General features: G+C 58.3%; 23 protein-coding genes and 1 pseudogene. 4 read left to right on the top strand and 20 right to left on the bottom strand.

Annotation, left to right across the window (positions count from 1 at the left end; genetic code table 11):
• Nucleotides 1-52 precede the first annotated feature (52 nt).
• The 5 genes from QM996_RS30000 to QM996_RS29980 form a co-directional block, all read right to left on the bottom strand.
• Nucleotides 53-394: a hypothetical protein gene (locus tag QM996_RS30000; RefSeq protein WP_334197449.1), complete on the bottom strand. Its 342-nt coding sequence runs from the start codon at nt 392-394 to the stop codon at nt 53-55.
• Between the two features lie 54 nt (nt 395-448).
• Complete coding sequence (locus QM996_RS29995) at nt 449-670, bottom strand: hypothetical protein (RefSeq protein ID WP_334198716.1); 222 nt, start codon at nt 668-670, stop codon at nt 449-451.
• 42 nt (nt 671-712) lie between these two features.
• Nucleotides 713-949 carry a 30S ribosomal protein S21 gene (rpsU, locus tag QM996_RS29990; protein WP_113536185.1) on the bottom strand — a complete coding sequence of 79 codons (237 nt, stop codon included), beginning with the start codon at nt 947-949 and terminating at the stop codon, nt 713-715.
• A 45-nt stretch (nt 950-994) separates the two neighbouring features.
• Nucleotides 995-1,267 (bottom strand): cold-shock protein, encoded by a 273-nt coding sequence (locus tag QM996_RS29985; protein WP_334197448.1) that lies wholly within the window; start codon nt 1,265-1,267, stop codon nt 995-997.
• A 123-nt stretch (nt 1,268-1,390) separates the two neighbouring features.
• Nucleotides 1,391-1,600, bottom strand: coding sequence for a cold-shock protein (locus QM996_RS29980; protein ID WP_334197447.1), 210 nt, complete (start codon nt 1,598-1,600; stop codon nt 1,391-1,393).
• Between the two features lie 780 nt (nt 1,601-2,380).
• Here QM996_RS29980 and QM996_RS29975 point away from each other — a divergent pair.
• Both QM996_RS29975 and QM996_RS29970 read left to right on the top strand, forming a co-directional pair.
• Nucleotides 2,381-3,460, top strand: a complete 1,080-nt coding sequence (locus QM996_RS29975; RefSeq protein ID WP_334197446.1) for a fatty acid desaturase — start codon at nt 2,381-2,383, stop codon at nt 3,458-3,460.
• Between the two features lie 843 nt (nt 3,461-4,303).
• Nucleotides 4,304-4,561, top strand: a complete 258-nt coding sequence (locus tag QM996_RS29970) for a hypothetical protein (protein ID WP_334197445.1) — start codon at nt 4,304-4,306, stop codon at nt 4,559-4,561.
• Nucleotides 4,562-4,712: 151 nt separating this feature from the next.
• Here QM996_RS29970 and QM996_RS29965 read toward each other — a convergent pair whose 3' ends face one another.
• The 11 genes and pseudogenes from QM996_RS29965 to QM996_RS29915 all read right to left on the bottom strand — a co-directional run bounded on the left by QM996_RS29965 (nt 4,713) and on the right by QM996_RS29915 (nt 13,314).
• The gene (locus tag QM996_RS29965; protein WP_334197444.1) at nt 4,713-5,483 is read right to left on the bottom strand and encodes a hypothetical protein; all 771 of its coding nucleotides are present in this window, start codon (nt 5,481-5,483) and stop codon (nt 4,713-4,715) included.
• Nucleotides 5,484-5,585: 102 nt separating this feature from the next.
• Entirely contained in the window at nt 5,586-5,879 is a 294-nt protein-coding gene (locus QM996_RS29960; protein ID WP_334197443.1) for a hypothetical protein, read from the bottom strand.
• A 158-nt stretch (nt 5,880-6,037) separates the two neighbouring features.
• Nucleotides 6,038-6,934, bottom strand: a complete 897-nt coding sequence (gene istB, locus QM996_RS29955) for an IS21-like element helper ATPase IstB (RefSeq protein WP_334197042.1) — start codon at nt 6,932-6,934, stop codon at nt 6,038-6,040.
• Nucleotides 6,931-8,445, bottom strand: a complete 1,515-nt coding sequence (gene istA / locus QM996_RS29950) for an IS21 family transposase (RefSeq protein ID WP_500270433.1) — start codon at nt 8,443-8,445, stop codon at nt 6,931-6,933. Before istA ends, istB begins: the two co-directional genes overlap by 4 nt.
• 911 nt (nt 8,446-9,356) lie before the next feature.
• Entirely contained in the window at nt 9,357-9,479 is a 123-nt protein-coding gene (locus tag QM996_RS29945; RefSeq protein WP_106407803.1) for a hypothetical protein, read from the bottom strand.
• Nucleotides 9,480-9,536: 57 nt separating this feature from the next.
• Nucleotides 9,537-9,761 (bottom strand): annotated as a pseudogene (locus tag QM996_RS29940) (hypothetical protein); the annotation flags it as partial.
• A gap of 31 nt (nt 9,762-9,792) precedes the next feature.
• Nucleotides 9,793-11,031, bottom strand: a complete 1,239-nt coding sequence (locus QM996_RS29935; RefSeq protein WP_500270518.1) for an ISL3 family transposase — start codon at nt 11,029-11,031, stop codon at nt 9,793-9,795.
• Nucleotides 11,032-11,045: 14 nt separating this feature from the next.
• Nucleotides 11,046-11,417, bottom strand: a complete 372-nt coding sequence (locus QM996_RS29930) for a transposase family protein (RefSeq protein ID WP_500270517.1) — start codon at nt 11,415-11,417, stop codon at nt 11,046-11,048.
• Between the two features lie 462 nt (nt 11,418-11,879).
• Nucleotides 11,880-12,308: a helix-turn-helix transcriptional regulator gene (locus QM996_RS29925; protein WP_500270432.1), complete on the bottom strand. Its 429-nt coding sequence runs from the start codon at nt 12,306-12,308 to the stop codon at nt 11,880-11,882.
• An 89-nt stretch (nt 12,309-12,397) separates the two neighbouring features.
• Nucleotides 12,398-13,048, bottom strand: a complete 651-nt coding sequence (locus tag QM996_RS29920; RefSeq protein WP_334197440.1) for a cytochrome b/b6 domain-containing protein — start codon at nt 13,046-13,048, stop codon at nt 12,398-12,400.
• Between the two features lie 2 nt (nt 13,049-13,050).
• Nucleotides 13,051-13,314, bottom strand: coding sequence for a PepSY domain-containing protein (locus tag QM996_RS29915; protein ID WP_500270431.1), 264 nt, complete (start codon nt 13,312-13,314; stop codon nt 13,051-13,053).
• Between the two features lie 458 nt (nt 13,315-13,772).
• Between QM996_RS29915 and QM996_RS29910 the strand changes: the two genes are divergently transcribed.
• Nucleotides 13,773-14,867, top strand: a complete 1,095-nt coding sequence (locus QM996_RS29910) for a nucleotidyltransferase family protein (protein ID WP_334197438.1) — start codon at nt 13,773-13,775, stop codon at nt 14,865-14,867.
• A 706-nt stretch (nt 14,868-15,573) separates the two neighbouring features.
• Here the strand turns inward: QM996_RS29910 and QM996_RS29905 are convergent.
• The 4 genes from QM996_RS29905 to QM996_RS29890 form a co-directional block, all read right to left on the bottom strand.
• Entirely contained in the window at nt 15,574-15,711 is a 138-nt protein-coding gene (locus tag QM996_RS29905) for a hypothetical protein (RefSeq protein ID WP_334197437.1), read from the bottom strand.
• A 399-nt stretch (nt 15,712-16,110) separates the two neighbouring features.
• Complete coding sequence (locus QM996_RS29900) at nt 16,111-17,409, bottom strand: purine-cytosine permease family protein (RefSeq protein WP_334197436.1); 1,299 nt, start codon at nt 17,407-17,409, stop codon at nt 16,111-16,113.
• Nucleotides 17,399-19,135: a hydantoinase B/oxoprolinase family protein gene (locus QM996_RS29895; protein ID WP_500270430.1), complete on the bottom strand. Its 1,737-nt coding sequence runs from the start codon at nt 19,133-19,135 to the stop codon at nt 17,399-17,401. The genes QM996_RS29900 and QM996_RS29895 overlap by 11 nt, the downstream gene beginning before the upstream one ends.
• Nucleotides 19,132-21,168 carry a hydantoinase/oxoprolinase family protein gene (locus QM996_RS29890; protein WP_334197434.1) on the bottom strand — a complete coding sequence of 679 codons (2,037 nt, stop codon included), beginning with the start codon at nt 21,166-21,168 and terminating at the stop codon, nt 19,132-19,134. Before QM996_RS29890 ends, QM996_RS29895 begins: the two co-directional genes overlap by 4 nt.
• 228 nt (nt 21,169-21,396) lie before the next feature.
• On the opposite strand from QM996_RS29890, the gene QM996_RS29885 reads away from it, so the two are divergent.
• A complete protein-coding gene (locus QM996_RS29885) occupies nt 21,397-21,897 on the top strand; it encodes an Lrp/AsnC family transcriptional regulator (protein ID WP_057252151.1) in 501 nt (166 codons plus the stop codon).
• Nucleotides 21,898-22,182: the final 285 nt, after the last annotated feature.

Genomic DNA, 22,182 nt, shown 5'->3' with positions numbered 1-22,182 from the left:
GGCGGGTGGAGAGCCTCTCATGCCGCGGTAAGCCAAGTCGGCCAATGTCGGCTCAGAAGCTGCGCCGGGAGGGCCAAGATCGGCGTCGGGCGCCGGTATAACGCGTGATCGCGCTGGCTCTTTGCGGCGCTCCGCCGTCGTTCTCCCACCGTTCGAGATTTGCGGTTTCAACCTGCCGCGGGGTGCGCAGCCCATTCCGGCTCTGCAATTCGGCAAGCAAGGTCTCTGCTGTGGTCACGCCTGCCTGAAACCGTCCGACAAGGAAGACCGCGGCAAGACGAAGGTTCTCCTGATCATCGATCTCGACGCGCTGATGAAACCCGGCGCGTCGCAATACGCCATCCAGCATTGCCAGGTCGGAGGGAGCCAAGGAGTGCCGGTGTGCGGATGACATGAAGCCACCTCCTGTTGACGGGGAAGTCGTGTTCGCGTTCGGTATCGGCGGCAATCACGGACGGCGCGATCTACGGGCCGGATTACTTGCGGGCGCCTCTACAACGGCTTCGGAAGCGGCGCGCTTAAGGTGCTGCGCCTTGAGTTTCTCGGTCTTCTTTTCGCGGACGATCTTTTCGGCAGCAACGATTGCTCTCGCCGTTTGATCGGTGGCCGCCGCTTTCTCGCTTGTAGAGATCTTGGCCGGCTTGAATGTGGCGTTGGGGTCTGGCGTTATGCCCTCTCTCCTGACGCGGCCGGTGCTTGCCGCACCGAAAGCTCAGCGCGGTCGCGCCGCTTTCTTCGGCGCCGGCAGTAGGCCCTCGCGCTGGAGCTTCTTGCGCTGCAGCTTGCGTTGACGCCTCACCGCTTCTGCCTTTTCGCGCACACGTTTTTGCGAGGGTTTCTCGTAGCTGCTGCGCGCCTTGAATTCACGGAACAGGCCCTCGCGCTGCATCTTCTTCTTCAAAATCCGCAAAGCCTGGTCGATATTGTTGTCTCTGACAAGTACTTGCAAAAGATGTTCTCCTGTCTTGGTCGCGGAAGGCCAGGGCCTGCGTGCTTATCTGCCGCGCTTGGCGCTCAATGGCTTGAGCCACGGCCCGGTGGCGGTCGCCTTGGGGGCGTCGTCAGTCGCGACCTCGGCGTGTTCGATGTCGGTCGCCAGTACGCATCGTTCGAACGTCTCGCCTTCCACCTGTACGCGATAGCGGGCCTCGCCACGATCTGCCGGCAACAGGCCGACGATCTGGCCGACGCGGCTGCTCAACACCACCTGCGTGGCACTCGCCCTCAGCGAGACCTTGTTGCCAATCTCGTAGGCCACAGAGCGCATGGCAATCTCCTGAAAACGAAGGGTCCAAGACGCAAAAAGGTCGGGTTATTCCCCCGACCTCTTCCCGTCATTCATGCGCCTCCCTGCCAGTACATCCGTGGTCAGAAGAGGGCGAATGACAAACTATTCGGCCCTGAGATTGTCGGCCGAGCTCTTGCCCGATTTGCGGTCGGCGACGACGTCGAACGTCACCTTCTGACCGTCGGTGAGCGAGCGCAGGCTGGCGCGTTCAATCGCCGAGATATGGACGAACACGTCCGTGCTGCCGTCATCCGGTTGAATGAATCCGAAGCCCTTGGTGCTGTTAAACCACTTTACTGTGCCTGAAGCCATGATGATTTCCTTTCAATCGCGGAATTTGCCACAAATAATTCTCTGACGATGATCGATATTAGAGAGGAAATCTGGCCGCGCAAAAGCGCCAAGTCAAAGGTCACAAGCAATATTCGATGAATTGATATATAGACGATACTTTTTGAAACTCAACGAAAATATTAACTTTTTTAAACAAGGCCAATGAAAATCATTCTCAGGAACCTGAAATGGCGAGTTTTTCGTCGTTTAATTTTTTCTTTTTCTTGCACGCCGTTCGGTCTCTATGGCCAGTTAGTGTCGAGAAGGGCATGCGAACTGTCTAGGTTGCGCTCTGGCCAGCGAATAGGGCAAGACCTCCCACATGTTGCACAGAGCACATTCAAACTGCCGATTGACGTTTGGGTGAAGATGCCGATAGAACGATCTATCGAATTTGCTTGCTAGCTTTGGTTATTGCGCGATTGGCGTCGCGCTCTGAACGAACCTTCCTTTCAAAATCGCTATCGGGCCCCTGTTTCGCGCGGGGCTTCTCAGTATTGCTACGGAAGGGCTCGTCATGATCACCGGCACAGTTAAATACATCCGATAAGGACTTGGCTCCGTCCAACCTGACAAGAGCGGCGCCGACGTGTTTGCCCGTAGTTGCGCCGGCGATCGCGCTGAGATCAGTGATCTCGTCGAACGCCAAAAGATGGTTTCGAGCTTGAGCGAGATGTCGGCCACAATCCCCAGGCTGCCTGATGCGTCCGTAGCAATGGCCGAAGGCGATCATGTCAAACCATCAACTAGGAAGACGCTTTGAAGAAAACCAGAGTCAGCCAGCTTTCCGACCGCCGCGCGGAAACAACCGCCGATCGTGAAAAAGCCTGGCTGAAGATCCTATCCGCCTATCGACAGCCGCATATTGGCCGCAGCACATTCGAACTGACGGTGACCCTTGTGCCATTTATTCTGCTGTGGGCGGGGGCGTGGGCCTCTATGCACTTCGGTTACTGGCTCGGCATGGCCCTAATCGTCCCTGCGGCGGGATTTCTCCTGCGCTTGTTCATGCTGCAACATGACTGCGGCCATGGTTCCTTTTTCGGCCGACGCAGCCTGGATGACTGGACGGGCCGGATGATCGGCGTGCTGACGCTAACACCCTATGACTACTGGCGCCGCGCCCACGCCGAACACCACGCTTCGGCAGGCAACCTCGACGAGCGGGGTGTCGGTGACATTACAACACTCACCGTCGCCGAATATGGAGCTCTCACGCGCAGAGGACGGCTCGTATACCGCCTCTACCGGCACCCCGTCGTCATGTTCGGCATCGGTCCCGCCTGGCTCTTTCTGTTCAAGCAGAGGCTGCCGGTCGGAATGATGCGCTCCGGCGCCCTGCCATGGGTCTCCACCATGGCAACGAATGTCGCCATTGCCGCACTCGCCGGTCTTCTTGTCTGGGCAGTTGGCGCCGTGCCGTTTCTCCTGATCCATCTGCCGATTGTGCTTCTTGCTGGGGCTGCAGGTATTTGGTTGTTCTATGTCCAGCACCAGTTCGAAGACACTCACTGGTCGAGGCCTCCCGAATGGACGTTCCAATACGCGGCCATGCATGGCGCCTCGCACTACGATCTGCCGCGCCCCTTGCGCTGGATCACCGGCAATATCGGCATGCACCATGTCCACCACCTGTCAAGCCGCGTTCCCTTCTACAGACTTCCTGAGGTTCTGCGTGATTATCCTGAACTGGGAGAATTGGGCCGCATCACCATCAGGGAGAGCCTGAGCTTGGTGAAACTCGTCCTTTGGGACGAGGCCTCACATCGACTGCTATCATTTCGAGAAGCAGAAGCGCATCAAACTGCAGCAAGATCAGCTTTGCCGACGCCTGCGTGATAGCGCGGGGTAACCATTCTGCACAGCCAAGGAACCGCAGCACGCGGGTGACCGTAGGTGGGTTCAATGCCATCCTAGGGGTCATTGCCGCCCCCATCACCAGATAGATTGAAGGTAGACAATGAAAAGCTTGGACGAAAAACTTCTTATTGTTCTGAGTGCCTTCCACAGTGTTCGATATGGGGTGTCGCCATCCGTCTCACGCGGGGCTGCTGAAAAACACTCCAAAAAACATGGGCTGGTGGGAGACGATTACAGCCAGACCCTTGAAGCCGCCATAGGCGCTGGGCTCATCGGTCTTTCGTCTGACTCATCTCTTTCAATTAGGGCAGCAGGACGAACGAGGTTAGGCAAACGCTAGCCAGAGGGTGCAGTGTGGCGTGTCGGATAAAAGGCCGTGAAATGGGCCAATCCGAGCACGACCACGGTAGATTCCGAACGTTTCGCCGGGATCGCAGAGTGCAAACACATCACCAAGCTCGACGGTCTTCTGTCGTGCGAGCACCCGCGCGCCGAAGCCAACTTTTCGACCCAAGACTGCTCTGAGAGGAATGTTACGCGGTGAGACGCTTTGCTTCCTGCCCGCCATCGTCAGGTTCTGCTCGGGGCCGGATGACAAGCACCAAATCGAGCCAATCAATTTACCTGCTGTTCTGCCTCGACGGGCGACCAAGCAGCCCCCCTCCCGGCATGGCCCGCATCTTTTGCGCGGTCGCTATTGGCGCAGCTCCGCAACGGTCGAACCGGTCCCCGCCATTGGTCTCTCCACGCTCATATCGATGTTGCTCCCAGCAAATTTATGGAGGACAACGACAAAATCCTGGATCTGAGAGGCGACAGTCATTGGACTTCGAGAAAATCGGCCGAGCACGCCTCATGATGCGGCTGCCACGACACCGCAAACAGCTTTCAGAACTGCGATTCCTGGCGTTGAGCACCTTGATCGAAGCTTACGGGGCGGCCGTGGTCACTCGCGACGAGTTGAGCGAGCATGCAATGTCGGATGAACCGCTAACAGCCGAATACGCCGCCAAATGCCAGGCGATCGAAGACAAGGTCGTGATGTTGCTTACGAATATCAGCCCTCGTTTCGTCAATTGACTCCAGCTGCGACATTGGACCGAATTGGGTAGGACGCCGGCCGGCTCCCCTGCTACTGCAATCAATTGCTTCGGATCCCTTTGCTTCGCCGTGCAAATCTAGCTCTGCCTCGCGTTTAATTGCGAGGCAATTTCGTCCATCTGCCAAATCATCATTCCATACGGCAGCGCCCATTGTGGAACTGATACGGGCGGTTGCACTCCCAACCGTTACCGGAACGATCGAGATGTGCGTTTTCAGGAAGCTTGATTTCTGAGCATGCGGATCCCTTTGCTTCAAAACCGCGGTCACACTTCCATTTCTGCCCGTAGGAAGTATCCGCGAAGCTTGCGTTTTCAGGAACCTTTACGGCAACACAGGCTTGGCCTTTCACTTCAAAGCCGCGGTCGCATAGCCATTCATTACCGCTGGTGGTTAGATAGGCGTGCTCAGGAACGTTCAACGCGACGCACTTGCCACCGACAACCTGGTAACCACGCTCACACTCCCAACCCTCGCTATAGCTTGAATCCGTCAGGAACGCATTGTCCGGCACCTCGATACGGTCGCATCCAGTGTCGTTTCGGCGATATCCGCGCATGCATCGCCAACGGTCGCCAGAATACGGATCAAGATAGGCGTTGGCAGGCACCTCAACGGCAAGGCATTGGTCGCCCCTTTCGGCAAAACCGTAGTGACATTGCCAGCCCTTGCCATAGGACTCGTTTGTCAGGAAGCCATGGTCGGGAGCCGTCACCAAAACACAGGAATCGGCCTGTCTTCTAAAGCCACGATTACACTCCCACCCTGATCCGTAACGATTTGCTTCGGCATTCGCGGGCATCGGAAGCGTTCCTTGGCCATAAGCGCCGGGGACGAACAGCGTTGCAGACAGAAGCACGCTCATTTTAAGAGCCAATGCAAGATAGGATAGCTGGCGCATCGATCAATCTCTCCAATGGAGCCTTTAAGTTGTTACGAGAACGGGAAGCCATTGCGGCTGCTCCTTCACAGGAACGCCACTTCCGTAACATGCACGCGTCGCTCACTTCGTGAGGTGTTGCAGTTCTACAGGCAGCCCTTGAATTGCGTAGCGCCCCAAGCGAAAACCCGGTGGCTGCCTGTGCTTCCCGGCTCGCCCGAACCGGCATTCGAGCCGCGCTGCTAGACCCGAGCGGGACTGAACTCCCTCGAGCATCAGCCTAGTTACCAGCAACGAAGCAGTCTCAAAGAGCCCCGGATCTTGGACAAGAAGGTCGGCGCCGTAGCCAGCATCGTCCAGGACCCACTGTATCTTTGCTCGTTCGGAAGGCGAAATGTGGCGTGCGGGGAAAGACATGGCGTTCCCTTGCTTGGGGCCAGGGTATCGAGCCCTCAAGCAGTAGCGCCCGTTTCATCTGCTACTGAAGGCTGGACACTGCGCCTTTGTCATTCGAATAGCAACCGTTATAGCGCGACGATCAGGATGAGACGGTGGCGACAATCTGGATGAGACTCTTATGTCGCGGTCGGCATGAAAGTATCATGCTGATTGTCGCTGGCAAGAGTCTCGTCGTGTTCTGATTGCCGCTCCGCGACAAACTGGGAAGAGCTTTTGATTGTCGCGGAGGCGGCAGGTCTGCCGCGCTGGCGTTTGGCTTCCATGGCGGAACGTCGCCGGTAGCTTTCGACGTTCATTTCGAAGATCGTTGCGTGGTGAACAAGTCGGTCAACCGCCGCAAGCGTCATGGCCGGGTCCGGAAAGACGCGGTTCCATTCTCCGAAGGGCTGATTGGCGGTGATCATGATGGAACGCCGCTCATATCTTGCGGAGATGAGTTCGAACAGCACGCTGGTCTCGGCCTGGTCCTTGGTGACGTAGGCCAGATCGTCGAGGATGAGTAGATCGAACTTGTCGAGCTTTGCGATGGCGGATTCGAGCTGGAGTTCGCGCCGTGCGACCTGAAGCTTCTGGACGAGGTCGGTCGTGCGCGTGAACAGCACCCGCCAACCGTTCTCGATCAACGCGAGGCCGATTGCTGCAGCGAGGTGGCTCTTTCCGCCGCCGGGCGGACCGAACAACAGGATGTTGGCCCCCTTGGCGAGCCAGCTATCGCCCGCGGCAATGGCCATGACCTGGGCCTTGGAGATCATCGGCACTGCGTCGAAAGCGAAGCGCTCGAGCGTCTTTCCGGCCGGCAGATGGGCCTCGGCGAGGTGACGTTCGATCCTGCGATGCGCCCGTTCAGCCAGCTCGTGTTCGGCGATGGCGGAGAGGAAGCGAGCCGCGGGCCACCCTTCACGATCGGCTTGTTCGGCAAATTGCGGCCACAGCGTTTTGATTGTCGGCAGCCTCAGTTCATTGAGCATGATGCCGAGGCGGGCTTCGTCGATGGGGTTGTGGTCATTCTTCATGCGGCCTCTCCCGCATAGGCAGACCCCATCAGGGCTTCATAGCTGTTGAGCGATGCGAGCTGCACATGAACGGTCGGCAACTGATCCGGGTCCGGACCGAAGATGGCTCTCAAGGCGACCAGGTCGGGCAGTTTGCGGGCGTCGAGCGTTCTGGCAAGCTCCTCGGCCAGTTCACGCTCGCAACCGCGATCATGAGCGAGCGCCAGCAATTCGACGGTGATCTTGCATGCCTGCCGGTCGGGCAGTTGCTCGATGAGAGTGTCGAAAGCCCTGCGATATTCCGGCCGGGGGAAGAGCTTGTCGCGATAGACCAGGTTGAGAAGCGCCATCGGCTTTTTGCGCAGGGAATGAATGACGTGGTGATAGTTGACGACCTGGTCATGCTTGCCGCTTGCATGGGCGCGACCTCGCGGCAACGTCAGCAGATGCGTGCCGCCGATAAAGACGTCGAGGCGATCGTCAAACAAACGCACTCGCAGCCGGTGGCCGATCAAACGGGAGGGGACGGTGTAGAAGACCTTGCGCAAGGCGAAGCCGCCGGTGCGTGACACGGTGACGACTACCTCCTCGAAGTCGGTGGTGCGGCGCTCGGGAAGTGCCTGCAGATGCGGGCGCTCGGCATCGATGCGCTTGCCATGTGCGGCATTGCGGCGGCTGACGATCTCGTCGATGAAGGCGCGGTAGGAGCGAAGATCGTCGAAGTCTCGGGTGCCGCGCATCAGGAGTGCATCGCGGACTGCGTTCTTGAGATGGCCGTGGGAACTTTCGATTGAGCCGTTCTCGTGAGCGACGCCCTTGTTGTTGCGCGTCGGCGTCATCCGGTAATGAGCGCATAGGTCTTCATAGCGGTTTGTCAGATCGACCTTGGCATCGGCGTCGAGGTTGCGGAAGGCAGCCGACAGGCTGTCGCTGCGGTGATAGAGCGGTGAACCGCCGACCGACCACAGGGCATTCTGCAGTCCCTCCGCCAAGGCGACGAAGCTTTCGCCGCCAAGGATGACATGGGCGTGCTCGAAGCCCGACCAAACCAGCCGGAAGTGATAGACGAGATGGTCGAGCGGCTGGCCGGCGATCGTCACGCCGAGGCTGCCCATGTCGGTAAAATCCGACAGCCCCAACCGGCCGGGCTCGTGCGTCTGGCGGAAGATCACCTCCTGTGCCTCACCGTGAGCGGCCCGCCAGGACCGAATGCGCCGCTCGAGTGTGCGGCGAATGCCTTCCGGCAGTTCCGGATGACGCCGCAGCATCTCGTCATAAATGGCGACTGCACGAATGCCGGGAGCGGCCTTGAGGAGCGGAACGACCTCCGCATCAAAGATATGCTCAAGCGGATCGGGGCGACGCCGACCGCGCGGCGGCTTGTTCTGCGACGGAAGGCGCTGCTCTTTCTCCATGCGGAACGCCGTCGCCCGGCTGATCGACGCCTTCGCGGCGGCGACCTCAACAGAATGCGTTTGTCGATACTTCATGAATAATCTCATCTGATGATCGGTTACATGGCGACCCGGCACAAAGGTGGTTCTCCATTCCAGAAAACCGCCACCGTAGCGGGCCGACCGCGATCATGAGACGCCTAAAAATTGCGCCGCGGCGGGGGTGTAACTCCGGTCGGGCTACGCCCTCCCTTCGTCACACCCCCGCCGCCGAGTCTCATCCTGATTGACGCTGAATCTCACCGTGATTGTCGCCGCGCAAACCGTATTCGCTTATTTGCTGATTGGCAAAACGCCCGCCACAGCTGCCCCATTGGCGCTTCCACGCCACTAAATGATGCGAGGCCGAAGATTTTTCGAAAGTTCCCCCACGCGCTATGCCAGGCCAACGACCCCTCCTTCGCGCTGCACCCTACACCCGCTGCAATTCAGGAAGCGGCTAACATCGCGACCGCCCCCGAACTCAAGACAGGTATGCGGCCATGGCGGCGAGACATCGACGTGAGGGAAGCCATTGCGGCTCATCTGCCGTCGCTAGCATGCAGCCAACCATCGGCTATCTTGGCGTGAGTTTTGGTTCTCCGTCGAGTTGAGCCATGCCGCCGGGTTGCCCGCAGCCGGGTTTCGGCTGCGGGTCTTCACCTGCAGCAGGATGCGGTCACAGTTTTTCGGCAAACGGCGTGGACGATTGAACTAATAACCGGGTCCATCGGCATCCTGCCCCACGGTGCGCGGCAATCTCCGGAGCGGTGAACGAGCAAGCTTGACATTTGGATCGACGATGCCGTCAGCTCCGGGCTCTCTCTACTGGTGCGGTTCGCGCGGCTCTTGCACCGTGAAATCGGCGCGTCGGATGATCAAGCGTGCGCTATATGACAGAGCCGGCGCGGAACTCCCAAAAGCGCGCAAGCTATCGCTCATCAATAGTCATCACTACAGAAAGTCAGTAAGACCCGCACAACTTGCCAGCTGCAAACTTGATCAGACGACTACAGGATGCTTCCGAACAGGACCGAATAAACAATCACAGCAATCGCCAGCGTAAACGCAAGCGATACGAACAGGCGCGTGAAGTCGTAGGTATAGAAGCGGGCGGGGATGAGGTTTTTCATAGCGATCGCTATTTTTTCGTTCTGGTTGGCCTAACTATGCTCGGTGTCGGCTGCGCTTCAGGATAGTGAGCGACTGCAACTCTTGCTGACCTTGCCGAGGACGTCCGCTGGAACTTGGATATCGGCCATAATGGTCGCTACGAGCTCGTCGCGCTTCGCGCGATTGTCGTAGCCCTTAAGCGTTGCGAGATCGGTGCTGGCGGCAGCAGCCATTCGTCCTGCCGCGCCTGAACAAATGCCGGCAAACGCATCCACTCTGGCCGTTTCTGCCGCCAGAGTGCTGGTGTCGTTTTGCACTTAAACAGGTTCATCCTCAATTTCTGTGATTCAGTGGCAGCATTCTCGCCTTCATCAGTTGTGGGCCGGCGCGACCGTACATTGCTCGCTTCAGCATCTTGAGGCGGTTGATCTGCCCTTCGGCTTGACCGTTGCTCCACGGGAGTTCGATTGCATTTTTGACGGCATCAATATCCCGGCGCAAAACGCTGGCGAAACGCATAATTGCCGTGAGCTCGGTGTCGATGGCATCGTCGATCCATTCATCCAGCGCGTCCGGGCTCCTGCTGCGCAAGATGCCGTTGAAGCGCATGGCCAAGCCACGCATGATGGCGAACGCTCGAGAGCCCTGCTTCAACGCATTGACCTTTCTGGCCTGGCGATCTGTCAGCAAGCCGCGAGGCTTTATGCACAAAGCTGCTGCCACCACAGACGAGATCATATGGCCCGTGTCAGGATCGCGGACGGGTTCTGAAACATCCGTCTCCGGAGGCGGCTGGTCGGGTTGAATGTTTTCGACCTCACGCCACACTTTCAACAGGCGCTCCAGATTGGAGCGGCTGCCCGTGTAACCGCGGTTCTTGATATCGTAAAACAGATGGCGCCCTACTCGGTTTCCATTTTTCCAACATTCAGCCAGAAAAGCTTCGAAATACAGTGGCGATGTCGGATTCAATGCCGCCCGATTCCTGTCTCGAGGTGCATTGGAAGTAAGCCAATTCGCGATGCTGCGGCGCTCGTATCCGGTCCGCCTTGCAATCTCGCTGTACGTGAGGCCCTGCTGCCGCAAAACTTGAAGCGTGTCGAATATTTCCTGACGAGATTGCCTGTGCGCCAAGCGGGCACGGCGCTGTTGTGACCTGGCGCTGGCGATAGCATCTTCGGAGAGAATGGGTCTAACATGGGCGTGACCGTAAACGCTCATCTGTTCCTTGATCGCCTCCCTGAGATTTTGGACCAGATGAAAACGGTCAGCCACCTGGAGGGCTTGCGGGGCGCCCTCTCGGGCTGCCTGAGCATACAAACCACAGCGATCTCGGCTCACGACCTCGATCGTCGGACGCTCTTGCAACCAAGATTTTGCGCTCTCGACGCTGCGGTCCTCCAAAACATCGACGACCGAATGACGCTCAAGATCGACCATGATCGTGCCGTACCGCGAGGAATGCCGCCAGCTCCAATCATCGATGCCCACAACCCGAATAGTGTCTTTTTGTATGGACGCCGGATTACCGCGCTTCAATTGCCGCAAGATCGTGTCGTCGCTGACCGGCATGCCAAGCCGATGCATCAAGTGCTCTCCTGGACGCCCATCTTGTGACCAACCAAGCCCACAATCTCAGCCATCCGTTCAGTTCGTCGCATATAGGGTGAAGCAATCTCAGGCACCCTGTCGGTGAAGGTTCGTCGCCCGCATTTCCGGTGTCTGCACTGCCACCGGTTCAGTGCGAGCTCGATTTTCACAACTTGACCTTGAACAGGCAAGTCCTGGAGGCGGCGGTTGTGCCAGCCGTGCCGATGCCGGCTTTGCGTTCCACAATCCGGGTAGATACCGACAGGTTTGGCAGCGGCAGAAACAACAACCCAGTTTTCTTCGTCTTGAAGGGTAATACCCAGAACCGTGACCCCTGGGCCGGGTGACCATTTCAATTGCGCTCGCATCCCCGCAGATAGCAGTCGAGGCGTTAACACTCTGTTAACCACAGAAATTGAGGAAGACCCTTTAATCGTGAGACACCGCATGCAATAATTTCAACAAGATAGCGCGGCACTTAAATTGAGATTGGGCATTTAATTTGAGATTCTGGCTTCGATGTTGGCACTTAACGTGAGATTGGCCGCCGAGGAAAACATGGCTGCCTGCGGCCAAGCTTCATCAGAAAATGCCAAATATCACAAACGGTATGGCCGGGCCGCAAGGCGTCAAGTGCCAAAACTCGCACCGAAAAATCTCAAATTAAGTGCGATCACCTGCCGGAACGGGCGCATTCTTACGGTTAAATGCCAAACGACAACGGCTAAACGATGTTGACCTTGCCATCCACATATTGGGTAGCTACGGGCGCGGCGCAGACGCCCTTGTGGCAGCCGCTGACATGTCCGCAGCCGCTTCGAAGGACATAATCAACGAGCTCCCTCCGGTGGGAGCAACCTTTCGTGCATGAGGTCTTCGAAGAACCACGCCATGAACTGCTCGCGTCCGGAAACACCCGCCTTGGCATAGACGCGTGTCAGTTGGGCACGAACCGTTCCGGGCGCTGCGTTCCGGATGCGAGCAATCGCGGGCGCATCGAGCCCTTTTAGGGCGAGCCGCCCAACGTCGCTTTCGGCGGAGGTTAGTCCCCAAACCTCGAACTGCGTGTCAACAATTCGGGCAAGCTCCCCCCGCGCCGTTTCCAGGGAGCGTCCCTGTTCGCGCATCGAATCCAGCGTCAAGCGAAGCTGCCACCCTCCGATCAGGATGCCAAGAACAAGTGCCACGGTCACCATTGCCTCGACCAAGGCATGGGCGGTACCAGGAAATTCGAGCAGATCCGTAAAGGCATCGCCCACGAAGAAAGCCGCAGCGATCGTCTGGATCGTTACAAGAAGAGCGAGGGCGACGGATTGGCGCCGCCCCTTTGACGATCTCGGCATTCCTGCTAGTTCCGCCGCCGCTTGCCGGCGATCATCGGCCGGATGAGGTTTCGGCCGAGCGCTCGACTTTCGACGAACACACCTCCCACATGAACAGTAGCAAGGACCAGCAAGAGATTGGCGGCCAACTCATGAACCTCCCCGGCGACGCGAGTGTAGAACTGACTTTCGCCATCATTGCTTTCCGAACACGGATTGACAAGAACCGGCCAGTTGCCAGCGGCAACGGCGGCGCGGTCTTCGGCAATGGTAGTCGGGCTCTTGCCATCAGTCATGAAGAGGCCCGTCGCCGTGACCAACGTGAGGCAAGCCCATAGCGCATAGACCATGATCGCACCCGCGGGATTGTGCGATGGATACTCACGTGCCCCGCCTCGCAACAGGTTACCGATATGCCGCACCGCCGCAGCTGGCGATGGCGGAAAGGCATTAAAGCGCGCCTCCGCTGGCCCCACGACACCCCAGATCAACCGGCTCGCGAACACGCCGATCACCGCCCATCCAACCCAAAGATGGGCTGTGCTGCCGGGTTTGGTGATGAACCCATTTGTGATTACAGCCGCCGCAATTGCCCAATGGCTGATGCGAACGAGCGGATCCCAGGGGTTGGGGGGCTGGACCGCCCCCTCAGCTGCCTTCTCATCGGCGGTATCCACGATTAGTCACCATCTTTGATCTGACTGACTTTGCCGGACTTCGGGTCGATGTAAACTTCCCATGCTTTGCCGCCTGCGTCCGAACACTTCGCTTCGATCTGGCCGCCTTCTGGCTCGAAGTCCGAGATCTTACATCCAGATTTCTCTAGTGCGGCCGTTGCGTCGGTGGGATTGGTCCCCACGAGATCGCCGACTGCCGGCATCGCGAACACAGTGAAGGGCAAGGTCGAAATCGCAAGAGCGAGTGCGATCGGTTTCATCATCATGTTTTCTCCTTTCATGGATGTGCCAGGGCCAGATGCCGCGGCCCAGGTCAGAAGGAACGATCAGAACGATTCACGTCGATTGACGATCTGCTTATTGAGCGCCGAATAAGCAGGTGCTTACGCACCCCTTATCGTTGCAAGCGCTTCGGAGAAGCACAGCAGTTTATGAGAGTGCGAGCTTTCGCTCACCGGAATTCCCTGCACAGGGTGATCACGCTGGCGACCTCGGCGGCTTCCATAGAGGCGACGCCGCAATTGCCCTCTCTTTTCCGGCGCCGGCGCGCGGTTATAATACTTTGGCAGAAACTTATAACATTGACAGTTGCTCACAGCGTTATAAGTTCTTGGCAGAAAATTATAACGGCGACGAAGATGAGCGACCACGACTTTGGTCAAAGGGAAGCGCGCGTCAGGCAGATCGCTGCGCTTGTCGGCGCTTTCAAAAGGACGAAATGCCAATGATGAGAGAGATCGACATCAGCTATCGGACGATGTTCGCGGAGCTGACGCAACGGACGCTCGACGGTCAGTTTTTGGCAGACTTCCCCATGGAAGGATGGTTCGTGACCGTGACCGTCAAAGACCGCAATTACTGGTATTTCGACCTCCCAGATGGCGAGGGCAAATACAAGCGAAGCTATGTCGGTCCAGAAAGCGACGAAGAGATCACAGCACGGGTGAAGGCGCACAAGCAGATCAAGGACGATCTCCGGGAGCGGAGGCGCATGGTGAGCACGCTACGTCGTGCCGGTCTCCCCGGTCCCGACACCTTCGCGGGCGATATCACGAAGGCGCTTGCCGACGCCGGCTTGTTCCGGCTACGTGCGGTGCTGATTGGGTCGGTGGCATTCAGCACCTATGCGGGGATGCTTGGCGTCCGACTGCCCTCGTCTGCCATGCAGACAGGCGACGCGGATTTCGCGCAAGACTTCGCGATCTCGGCCGGGGTGCAGGACAGCCTTCCGCCCATTCTAGATATCCTCCAGTCGGTCGATCCCGATTTCCGGGCCGTGCCGCACCAAGCGGACAAAGCCAAGGTGGTCGCCTTCCAGAACGGTAGGGGCTACCGAGTGGAGTTCCTGACTGGAAACCGAGGATCGGACGAATACACGGGCAAGCCGTCTCCCATGCCCGCCCTCGGCGGCGCTTCGGCAGAAAACCTCCGGTTCCTGGACTTCCTGATCTACGAACCTGTCCGCACGGTGCTTCTCTTCCGCGAAGGCGTGAACGTCCTGGTCCCCGCTCCCGAGCGGTATGCCGTCCATAAGCTTATCGTTGCCTCGAGAAGGCTCACTGACACGCTAGGACGCGTGAAATCGGACAAAGACCTGGTGCAGGCCTCCCTACTATTCGAAGCCCTAGTAGAGACGCGCCACGAATACGAGTTAGTCGATGCTTGGGAAGAGGCGTGGGATCGGGGAGATTCTTGGAAGGAAGGCCTTTGCAACGGCCTCTTGAGGCTATCAGCCAAAGGTGTGAAGGCGCTTGGTAAGGCGCTCGGATCGAAGATGCCTGACTTGGAAAAGTTGAGAGCTGATGATCGGTCCAAATGACTTCCCCGGCCACGCAAGCCGCTCCTTCGCGCCGACAACGGCCGTCGGCGTCGCGGATCGCCAGCAACGGCCTCTGGTCTCACGTCGACACGAACAGCGTCCCCGGCGTGCGTTTGTCAGCCTTCCCTGTAGCAGCCACCGTGGGCAACAATGCCTGTGCCCGTCGTAAACACTATCTGGCCGCAGAGGCTGCTCAGACCGTCGAGGCTGAGCGCCCAGCCGGGCGGCTACAATGCGTAGAAGACCGATTTCGCGCGCTTCGATATCGACGTTGATGAGGTGCTCATTGGCAAAGCTCCCAAAACGCTCCTGGTCACCTGGGACAATTCTACATTTAGTGAACCCGAGGAGATGCAGTGATCGGACTACGCAAGGCTACGTCTCAGTTACCGCCATTGCGGGGCCCAAGCGCTGCAGTTTTCCCCGACCCAGATCCTACCGTTTTGACAGTCCTCCAAGCGCCCTGCTCGAGCGCATTCATTATCGATGTGGGAACAAATGAAGCAAACGCGATCCGTGATTTCTTGAAGGCTCAGCAAAAATAGCTTCGCGGTCCTCACAGTGTCGCCGTGGCGACGTTCGGCGCCACTAGGGGCGAGGATCAGGCGATGCCCCGTCATGCTACCCGATACGGCTGGTCAGCCCCAGCCGCTGTCGGAGTTTTCACGGACAGCAGCAGCGCACTCGCAGAGCCGCCAGCGCCGCATCAGCGCGGGGCAACCGCGCCCGCATAGAACCCGCCGTCGCCGCCGTAGTAATCTTCTCTGACACTGCCCGGACCGCCGGCCGTCTGGGAGCATCCGACGAGCGCGGAGAGTACGAGCAACAATGTGACAATACGCATTGGGTCTGATCCTTTCTTGCCTGCCGCACACATAGTCATCGGCAAAGGCCCGGACAACCAGGCGACAGCACGACCTTCAACCAAAAGGTGGCGGCCGCGGCAGGCGCGGGATCAATCGCATCACCACATTCTTCATCGGCGATGTCGCGCTCGACGCATTACACCGCTGTCCGCTGGCCCGGCCGCCCCGACAAGGACATGGTCAGGGCCTCCTCGTTGTCGAGCTTTCACCGGCGGCCCCTGCGACAGTTGTCTCGATGCGTCTGTCGCCTTGAGCAGAATCGAATCCGCGGCCGACGACAAACGTGTTGTTATTCGAGAATCTGGGAATCCCGGTTCCGCGTGGAGAGGTGCTGGGCAGCGGCTGATCGCCCCTACCCAGCACGCTTTCTCGCGATGCTAGGCGGCAGTCGGATCTTCGCTCCTGCGCCTGTTTGCCGGAAGCAGGTCCCGATTATGGAGCAGCAGGAAAGCGAAAACGGAGGCGGCGAGACCTTCAAGAGCCGGGACCGGTACAATAAACCCAGCCGTCATAACACTCCCACTCCCAACCACGGTCCCGAGCAACCAGGCTCCAAAGTTCTTCGTTTTGAACTGGATGGAACCATTGGCAAGCTGCTGTGGGGCCGAGCGATGGACGAGATACGCGGAGACATAGACGCCTGCAACGGGAATGGCTGCAACACCCATCCAAACGAGAAAGGGAACGAAGTAGGCCGAGGCGTTGAAGTAGGCAGCAAGCCAGGCACAAACGAACCCGATCAAGCCCAGCCGCCAAATGGGCCATTTCGTGAGCACAGTCGCAAGCGTCAGCGTTGACGAGTAGAGGTTTCCGGTGTTGCTCGACCAGGTCGAGAGCGCGAGGACGACCAGGGCCAGACTCGGCAGTCCTAGCTTCATCATGACATCCATCGTATCGGCCGAATTGACCACGAGAGCGGGGATTGCGGCGATCAGCATGATGAGGGGATAGCCGATAGCGAGTGCGAGAACCGAACGGGTCGCTGCCTTTCCATCTCGAGCATAGCGGGTGAAGTCCGGCGCGAGGACACCAGCCAAAATGACCGAGCCGACGACAGCGGACAAACCATCTACGACAGTGAGAGAACCATCGCCGCTCTTGAGAACAGCCGCGCCGATACGATCGTCTCCAAACGCCAGAAACAGGACGTAGATCATGAATGCAAAGAGCAAAGGTACGATCAACGAAGCGAAGCGCTCCATCATTCGGAATCCAAACGTTCCCGTCAGGGTCATCAGCACCAGTGCTACTGTCGAGTAGGCGATCGGCGGGATCGAAACTCCGTAGGTCGCAGAAACTGCGCTGCTTAGCTGGACACTCAACAGGTCCGCCACATTGGCGAACCAGCCAATGAGCATCGCCGCGAACATTAGATTAAGCGCCTTTCCGCCAACCTGGCCAAATACCATTGTCAGAAGGACGTAGGTCGAGACGCGAAGCCGCGCACCGATTAGGGACGTGACAAGAGCGAGGAGCGCGGTAATACCGCACCCGACAGTGATGATGAGGCTGCCGTTCAGTAGCCCCTGAGCTAATACTATCTGTGACCCCATCGTAAAGACCGGCAAGGTCAAGCCGAGCGCGATAAGCACAGTAGCAATCTTTAACCCGGAGAGCGTCTCCGCTTCAGGAACGGGACGGAGCAGGAAATCTTCTACGACATCGTTATCGCGCATGCTTCACCTCCGACATCTCAGACCGGCGCTGCCTCAGTGCCTCTTCGATGCGTCCCAAATCGACGCCATAGCTGCCCGCGGCTTCCTCCGCGGTGAAAAAGCCGTTGACGACGTCATCGGCGATCCGCATTGGGTCGCGGTCACCAGGATCGCCCCATCCCCCACCATTGGCGGTATACATGGAAATCAACGTTCCGGCCTCCAACGGGCCCACGTCGCCCACTCTGTCATCAAAGGTGTGTTCCGCCCCATCCGGGAACGTGACGACTGTCTTTGACCGACCTGCGTCGCCGCCGCCTGCCAGGCCCCAAAGAGGGTTTGCATTGTTCTCGGTCGAAACCTGCAAGTAGGCCTTGTCTTCGGTCACCATGAGTTCGCGGATCACACCAAATCCTCCGCGATACTTTCCGACGCCACGGTTTTCTGGATTGAACGTGTAGCGCGTGAAGCGAACTGGGTAACTCGCTTCCAAGATCTCGATCGGAGAATTCGGAGCATCGCCGTTACCGAGGAACATGATCCCGCTCGGCCCGTCATCGAAAGGGAATGCACCGCCGCCGCCATCGACCGGCTCGGCGCAGATGAACGGCTCATGTTCACTCTCCCCTGTTCGCACCAGATGGTAGGCATACATCTGGTAACTCGGAGCAGGAATGCGGTGCGGAATGGCACGGGCTAAGGCCTTGAGAACGACGTATTCCACCAGCTCCGCAACATACCCATAGCTGTCGCAAGGTGCGGGATACTCCGGGCTGACGATGGAGTTCCGCGGTGCTTTGACAGTGGCAACACGCAAATGCCCGTCATTCGTCGCATCGTCGGGCATAGTCACGCATTTAAGAACCGTCGCGCAGAGCGCTCGGGTACCAACGAGCGGGTGGTTGACCGGCCCTCGTGCGACGGGATCGGAGCCGTCAAAGTCGATTTCGATCTCGCTGCCTCGGATCGTCACCGTTGCGGCAATGCGGTGGCGCTTGCTGCGTTCGACGCCGTCATGATCGAGATACGCCTCGCCATGGTAGACGCCATCCGGAATCTCGCTGACTTCGCGCCGCATCCGGGCTTCGGAGTTTTCGAAGATTTCTTCGATTGCACCGTTCAGCGTCTCAACGCCATATCGACGGCACAGTTCCTGGAACCGCATGGCGCCGGTATTGCATGAGGCGATCAGCCCGTTGAGATCGCCATTGACTGCTTCTGGTGTACGAACGTTACGCAGGATGAGCCGTAGCATTTCCTTGTTGAGGCGGCCGGCATCGTAAAGCTTCAAATGATTGAAGATCAGGCCTTCCTGGTGGACGTCGGTCGTCGATGGGCACCATCCTCCTGGTGCAAACGCACCGATATCGGCCCAGTGCGCCATGATTGCGGTGAAAGCGACCAGTCGTCCTTCGAAGAAGACCGGCATGTAGAGAACGGTGTCGCTGATGTGCGTTCCCGTATCATAGGGCTCGTTCGCGAGAATGATGTCGCCTTCTTCGAAGCCGTCCGGACCGAAGACTTCGAGACCTTTTTGGATCGTGGGTGGCAGGCAGCCGAGAAAGCCCGCGAGTGCCGCACCTTCGCCGACCAGGCGACCGCAGGCGTCCGTCAGCGCGACGCCGAAGTCCTGGACCTCGTAGATCAAGGGCGAGTGCGCAGTTTTGATCAGGCTGGTCTGCATTTCTCCTGCCGCGGCGCGCAGCGCGTTTCGGATTACTTGTCTTGTAATGGGATCGATGCTCACTTCAGCTTCTCCAAAATGAGGTTGCCATAACGGTCAACGGTCGCCTGCTGCCCAGGATTAACGACAACCGTACTGTTCCACTCCTCGATCACAGCCGGGCCCTGGATTATGTCATCGCACCTTAGCCGTGCGCGGTCGTGCAAAGCGAACTGGAGCTGCGCAGCCTTTGAACCAAAATGAATGTCGCGGCTGCCGATCAGGCTGGCTTCATCCGAGGCGCTCCGTGCAAGCACTTCGCTCACCTGCGGCTTTTCGGTTTCCCCGATCGCGGCAAGGCGAACTGCCGTTATTTCGACCGGACTGTCGCGAAGGATGTGGCGGTACTGGCGCGCATAGGCCTCTTCGAACCGGGTTCTAAGGCCAGCGAGGCCGGTCGTCTCTGATGAAATCTCGTCAGCGAACACCGAGACTTTAATCGTATGCGCCTGACCGGTGTACCGCATCTCACAGAAGCGCTCGATGCGGATCGATGCGGCAGTCGTCGTGGCGAGAGCCGCGCGCGTACGCTCCTCCATTTCGCCGAAAGCGTCTGCCAGCAGTGACCCGGTCTTGTCGTCCAGGGATGTCAGAAGCGTGCGCGAGACGTCTTCGCGATAATCGGCATTCAGCAGACCCCAGGCGGAAAACACCGCTGGCATATTCGGGACGATTACCGACTTGAACTCAAGCTCATCGAGAAGACCGCCAGCAAACAGGCCACAGCCGCCGCCGATGCACAGCATAGCGAACTCGCGCGGATCAAAACCGCGTTCGATTGTCACCTGGCGAATGGCGTAGGCCATGTTCGTCGTCGCTATGCGCACAATACCGGACGCGGCTTCTTCAGAGCTGAGGCCCAGATGCGAAGCAATCTGGTTCTTGATCGCCGCTTCAGCGGAGTTCGTGTCGAGGGCAATACGCCCGCCCATGTACACGGCAGGATCAAAATAGCCGAGCGTCACCAGAGCATCAGTCAAGGTTATCTGTCTACCGCCGAAGCCGTAGCAGATCGGACCCGGTTCGGCCTGTGCGCTTTCAGGACCGACCCGCAGGCCACCTTCCTCATCGATACTGACGATGCTGCCGCCACCCGCGCCGATCGAGACGATATCGATACTCGGCTGCATGATCGGGCGACGATTGATGCTGACGTCGCTGCGCTCCGAATATTGACCTTCGCTAATCAGCGAGACGTCGAACGTCGTCCCGCCGAGATCGCCAACGACCATATTCCCTTGATTGATCAGGCTACTGAGCCGCGTTGCTCCAATAACGCCCCCGGCGGGCCCGGACTGGACCACCCGCACTGGGACCTTGCTGGCGATTTCTGTGGAGGTGATGCCGCCAGTGGACTGCATCACGGTCAAAGCGCCCGAGAAACCCTCCTCTGCAAGGCGCTGGCCAACTTGGTCCAGGTACCCGCTAAAGCGAGGTCGGGTGAACGCGTTCAGTACGGTCGTGCTCGTGCGCTCGAATTCCCGTCGCTCTCGAACAATATCCGACGAAATCGATACGAAGATATCGGGATAGAGCTTCCCGATGAGGCGGGCTGCCTGTAGCTCATGCTCGGGATTGGCGTAGGCATTGAGGAAACACAAAGCGATACTGACGACGCCTTGCGCAACCAGTGTCTCGACAGACGCTATCAGTTCCTGCTCGTCGAGTGGTTCGACGACGACGCCACGGAAATCGACCCGCTCGGACACTTCCATTCGAAGGTACCGCGGAACGAGCGGTGTGGCTTGCTTGTAGAAGAGATTGTAGATCTCCGCTCTGTTGCCGCGGGCGAGTTCGAGAACGTCGCGAAATCCCTTCGTGGTGATGAGCCCGACACGCGCACCTTTCTCCTGCACGATTGAGTTGAGCACCATGGTGCTTCCATGAACAATCGTCGGCAGAGAGGTGATATCCGCCTCGAGCGCCCGGATGCCTTCCACAAGACGACCGCTCAATGTTCCGGCCGAACGGACCTTTTCTGTGCGAACCTCACCCGTCAACTCGTCATAATAGACGAAGTCAATGAATGTGCCGCCAACATCGACTGCTAGACGCAAGATCTACCTCCTTAGTTTGCAAGAGGTCGGCTCCGCCGGCTGCGTCCTTCGCAACCCGGATGTAAATGAACCGTCCCTGTTCCCCATCAGGCCGATTTGACTTCGGCCCGTTTTCTCAGAAAAACTTACGAGAAGAGGCGGCGAATGAAATCTCGAATATCGGATGCGATGCCGCCATAAATTTCCTGGCGGACGGGCGGAAGAGAAGATTGTTCACAAGGACCTAAAATGACGAAGAAGTCGATCGAGCTCGATCAAATCAACCGCAAGATTCTGATCGAACTCCAGAGAGATGCCCGGATAACCAACCTGGAACTCGCAAACCGCGTTGGTCTTTCGCCGAGCGCTTGCTTGAAAAGAGTGCAGGCATTGGAAGCGGCGAACTGCATTCAGGCCTACATCATCGCAACCGATCTCGATCGCATTACCCACAATGTGCAAGCCTACTTCATGGTGCACATGGACAATATCCGGCCCGAGACCATTACCGGGTTCGAGCGCGCATTCATCGGGTTCTCGCAGGTCGTCGACTGCATGCGCGTTGGTGGGGATCCGGATTTCATAGCCCTAGTCGTCTGTTCGGACATCCCGGAAATCGACCGGCTGATTAACGAGATGATGGCCGCCGATATAGGTATTCGCTATATCCGCATGCACGTCATCTTGAGCAGACCGAAATGGTTTGTCGGCTACCCGCTCGAAGCGATGAAATGGAAATCGGGTACGTGAGGGCAAGCTCTACCTTCCTGTAGAGGCTCAGTGGAACTCAGACGGAGAGCTCGGAAGCTCCATTCCGGTCGATACATTGCGATCATTTCGGCCCAGCGGCGCTCGTGAAGATCGGCTCCCTTCAACGCTGCGCACTTCTGCGCGAGGCTTTAGACTAGGGCTCGATTTTTTCCGCCATGCAGTAGGTGCAACGAAAATCGCATCGCGGTCACCGACAGCGGGAGTTCGTGACAGGTCGCCCGAACCGATCGCGTAGGGGGCGCAGTTGACGCTTCGGTGACCTCG

Source organism: Sinorhizobium chiapasense, from assembly GCF_045277575.1.
Classification (GTDB): Bacteria; Pseudomonadota; Alphaproteobacteria; order Rhizobiales; family Rhizobiaceae; genus Ensifer; species Ensifer chiapasense_A.
Note: the sequence above shows the minus strand (reverse complement) of the source record. Positions and strands in the feature narration are given on the sequence as shown.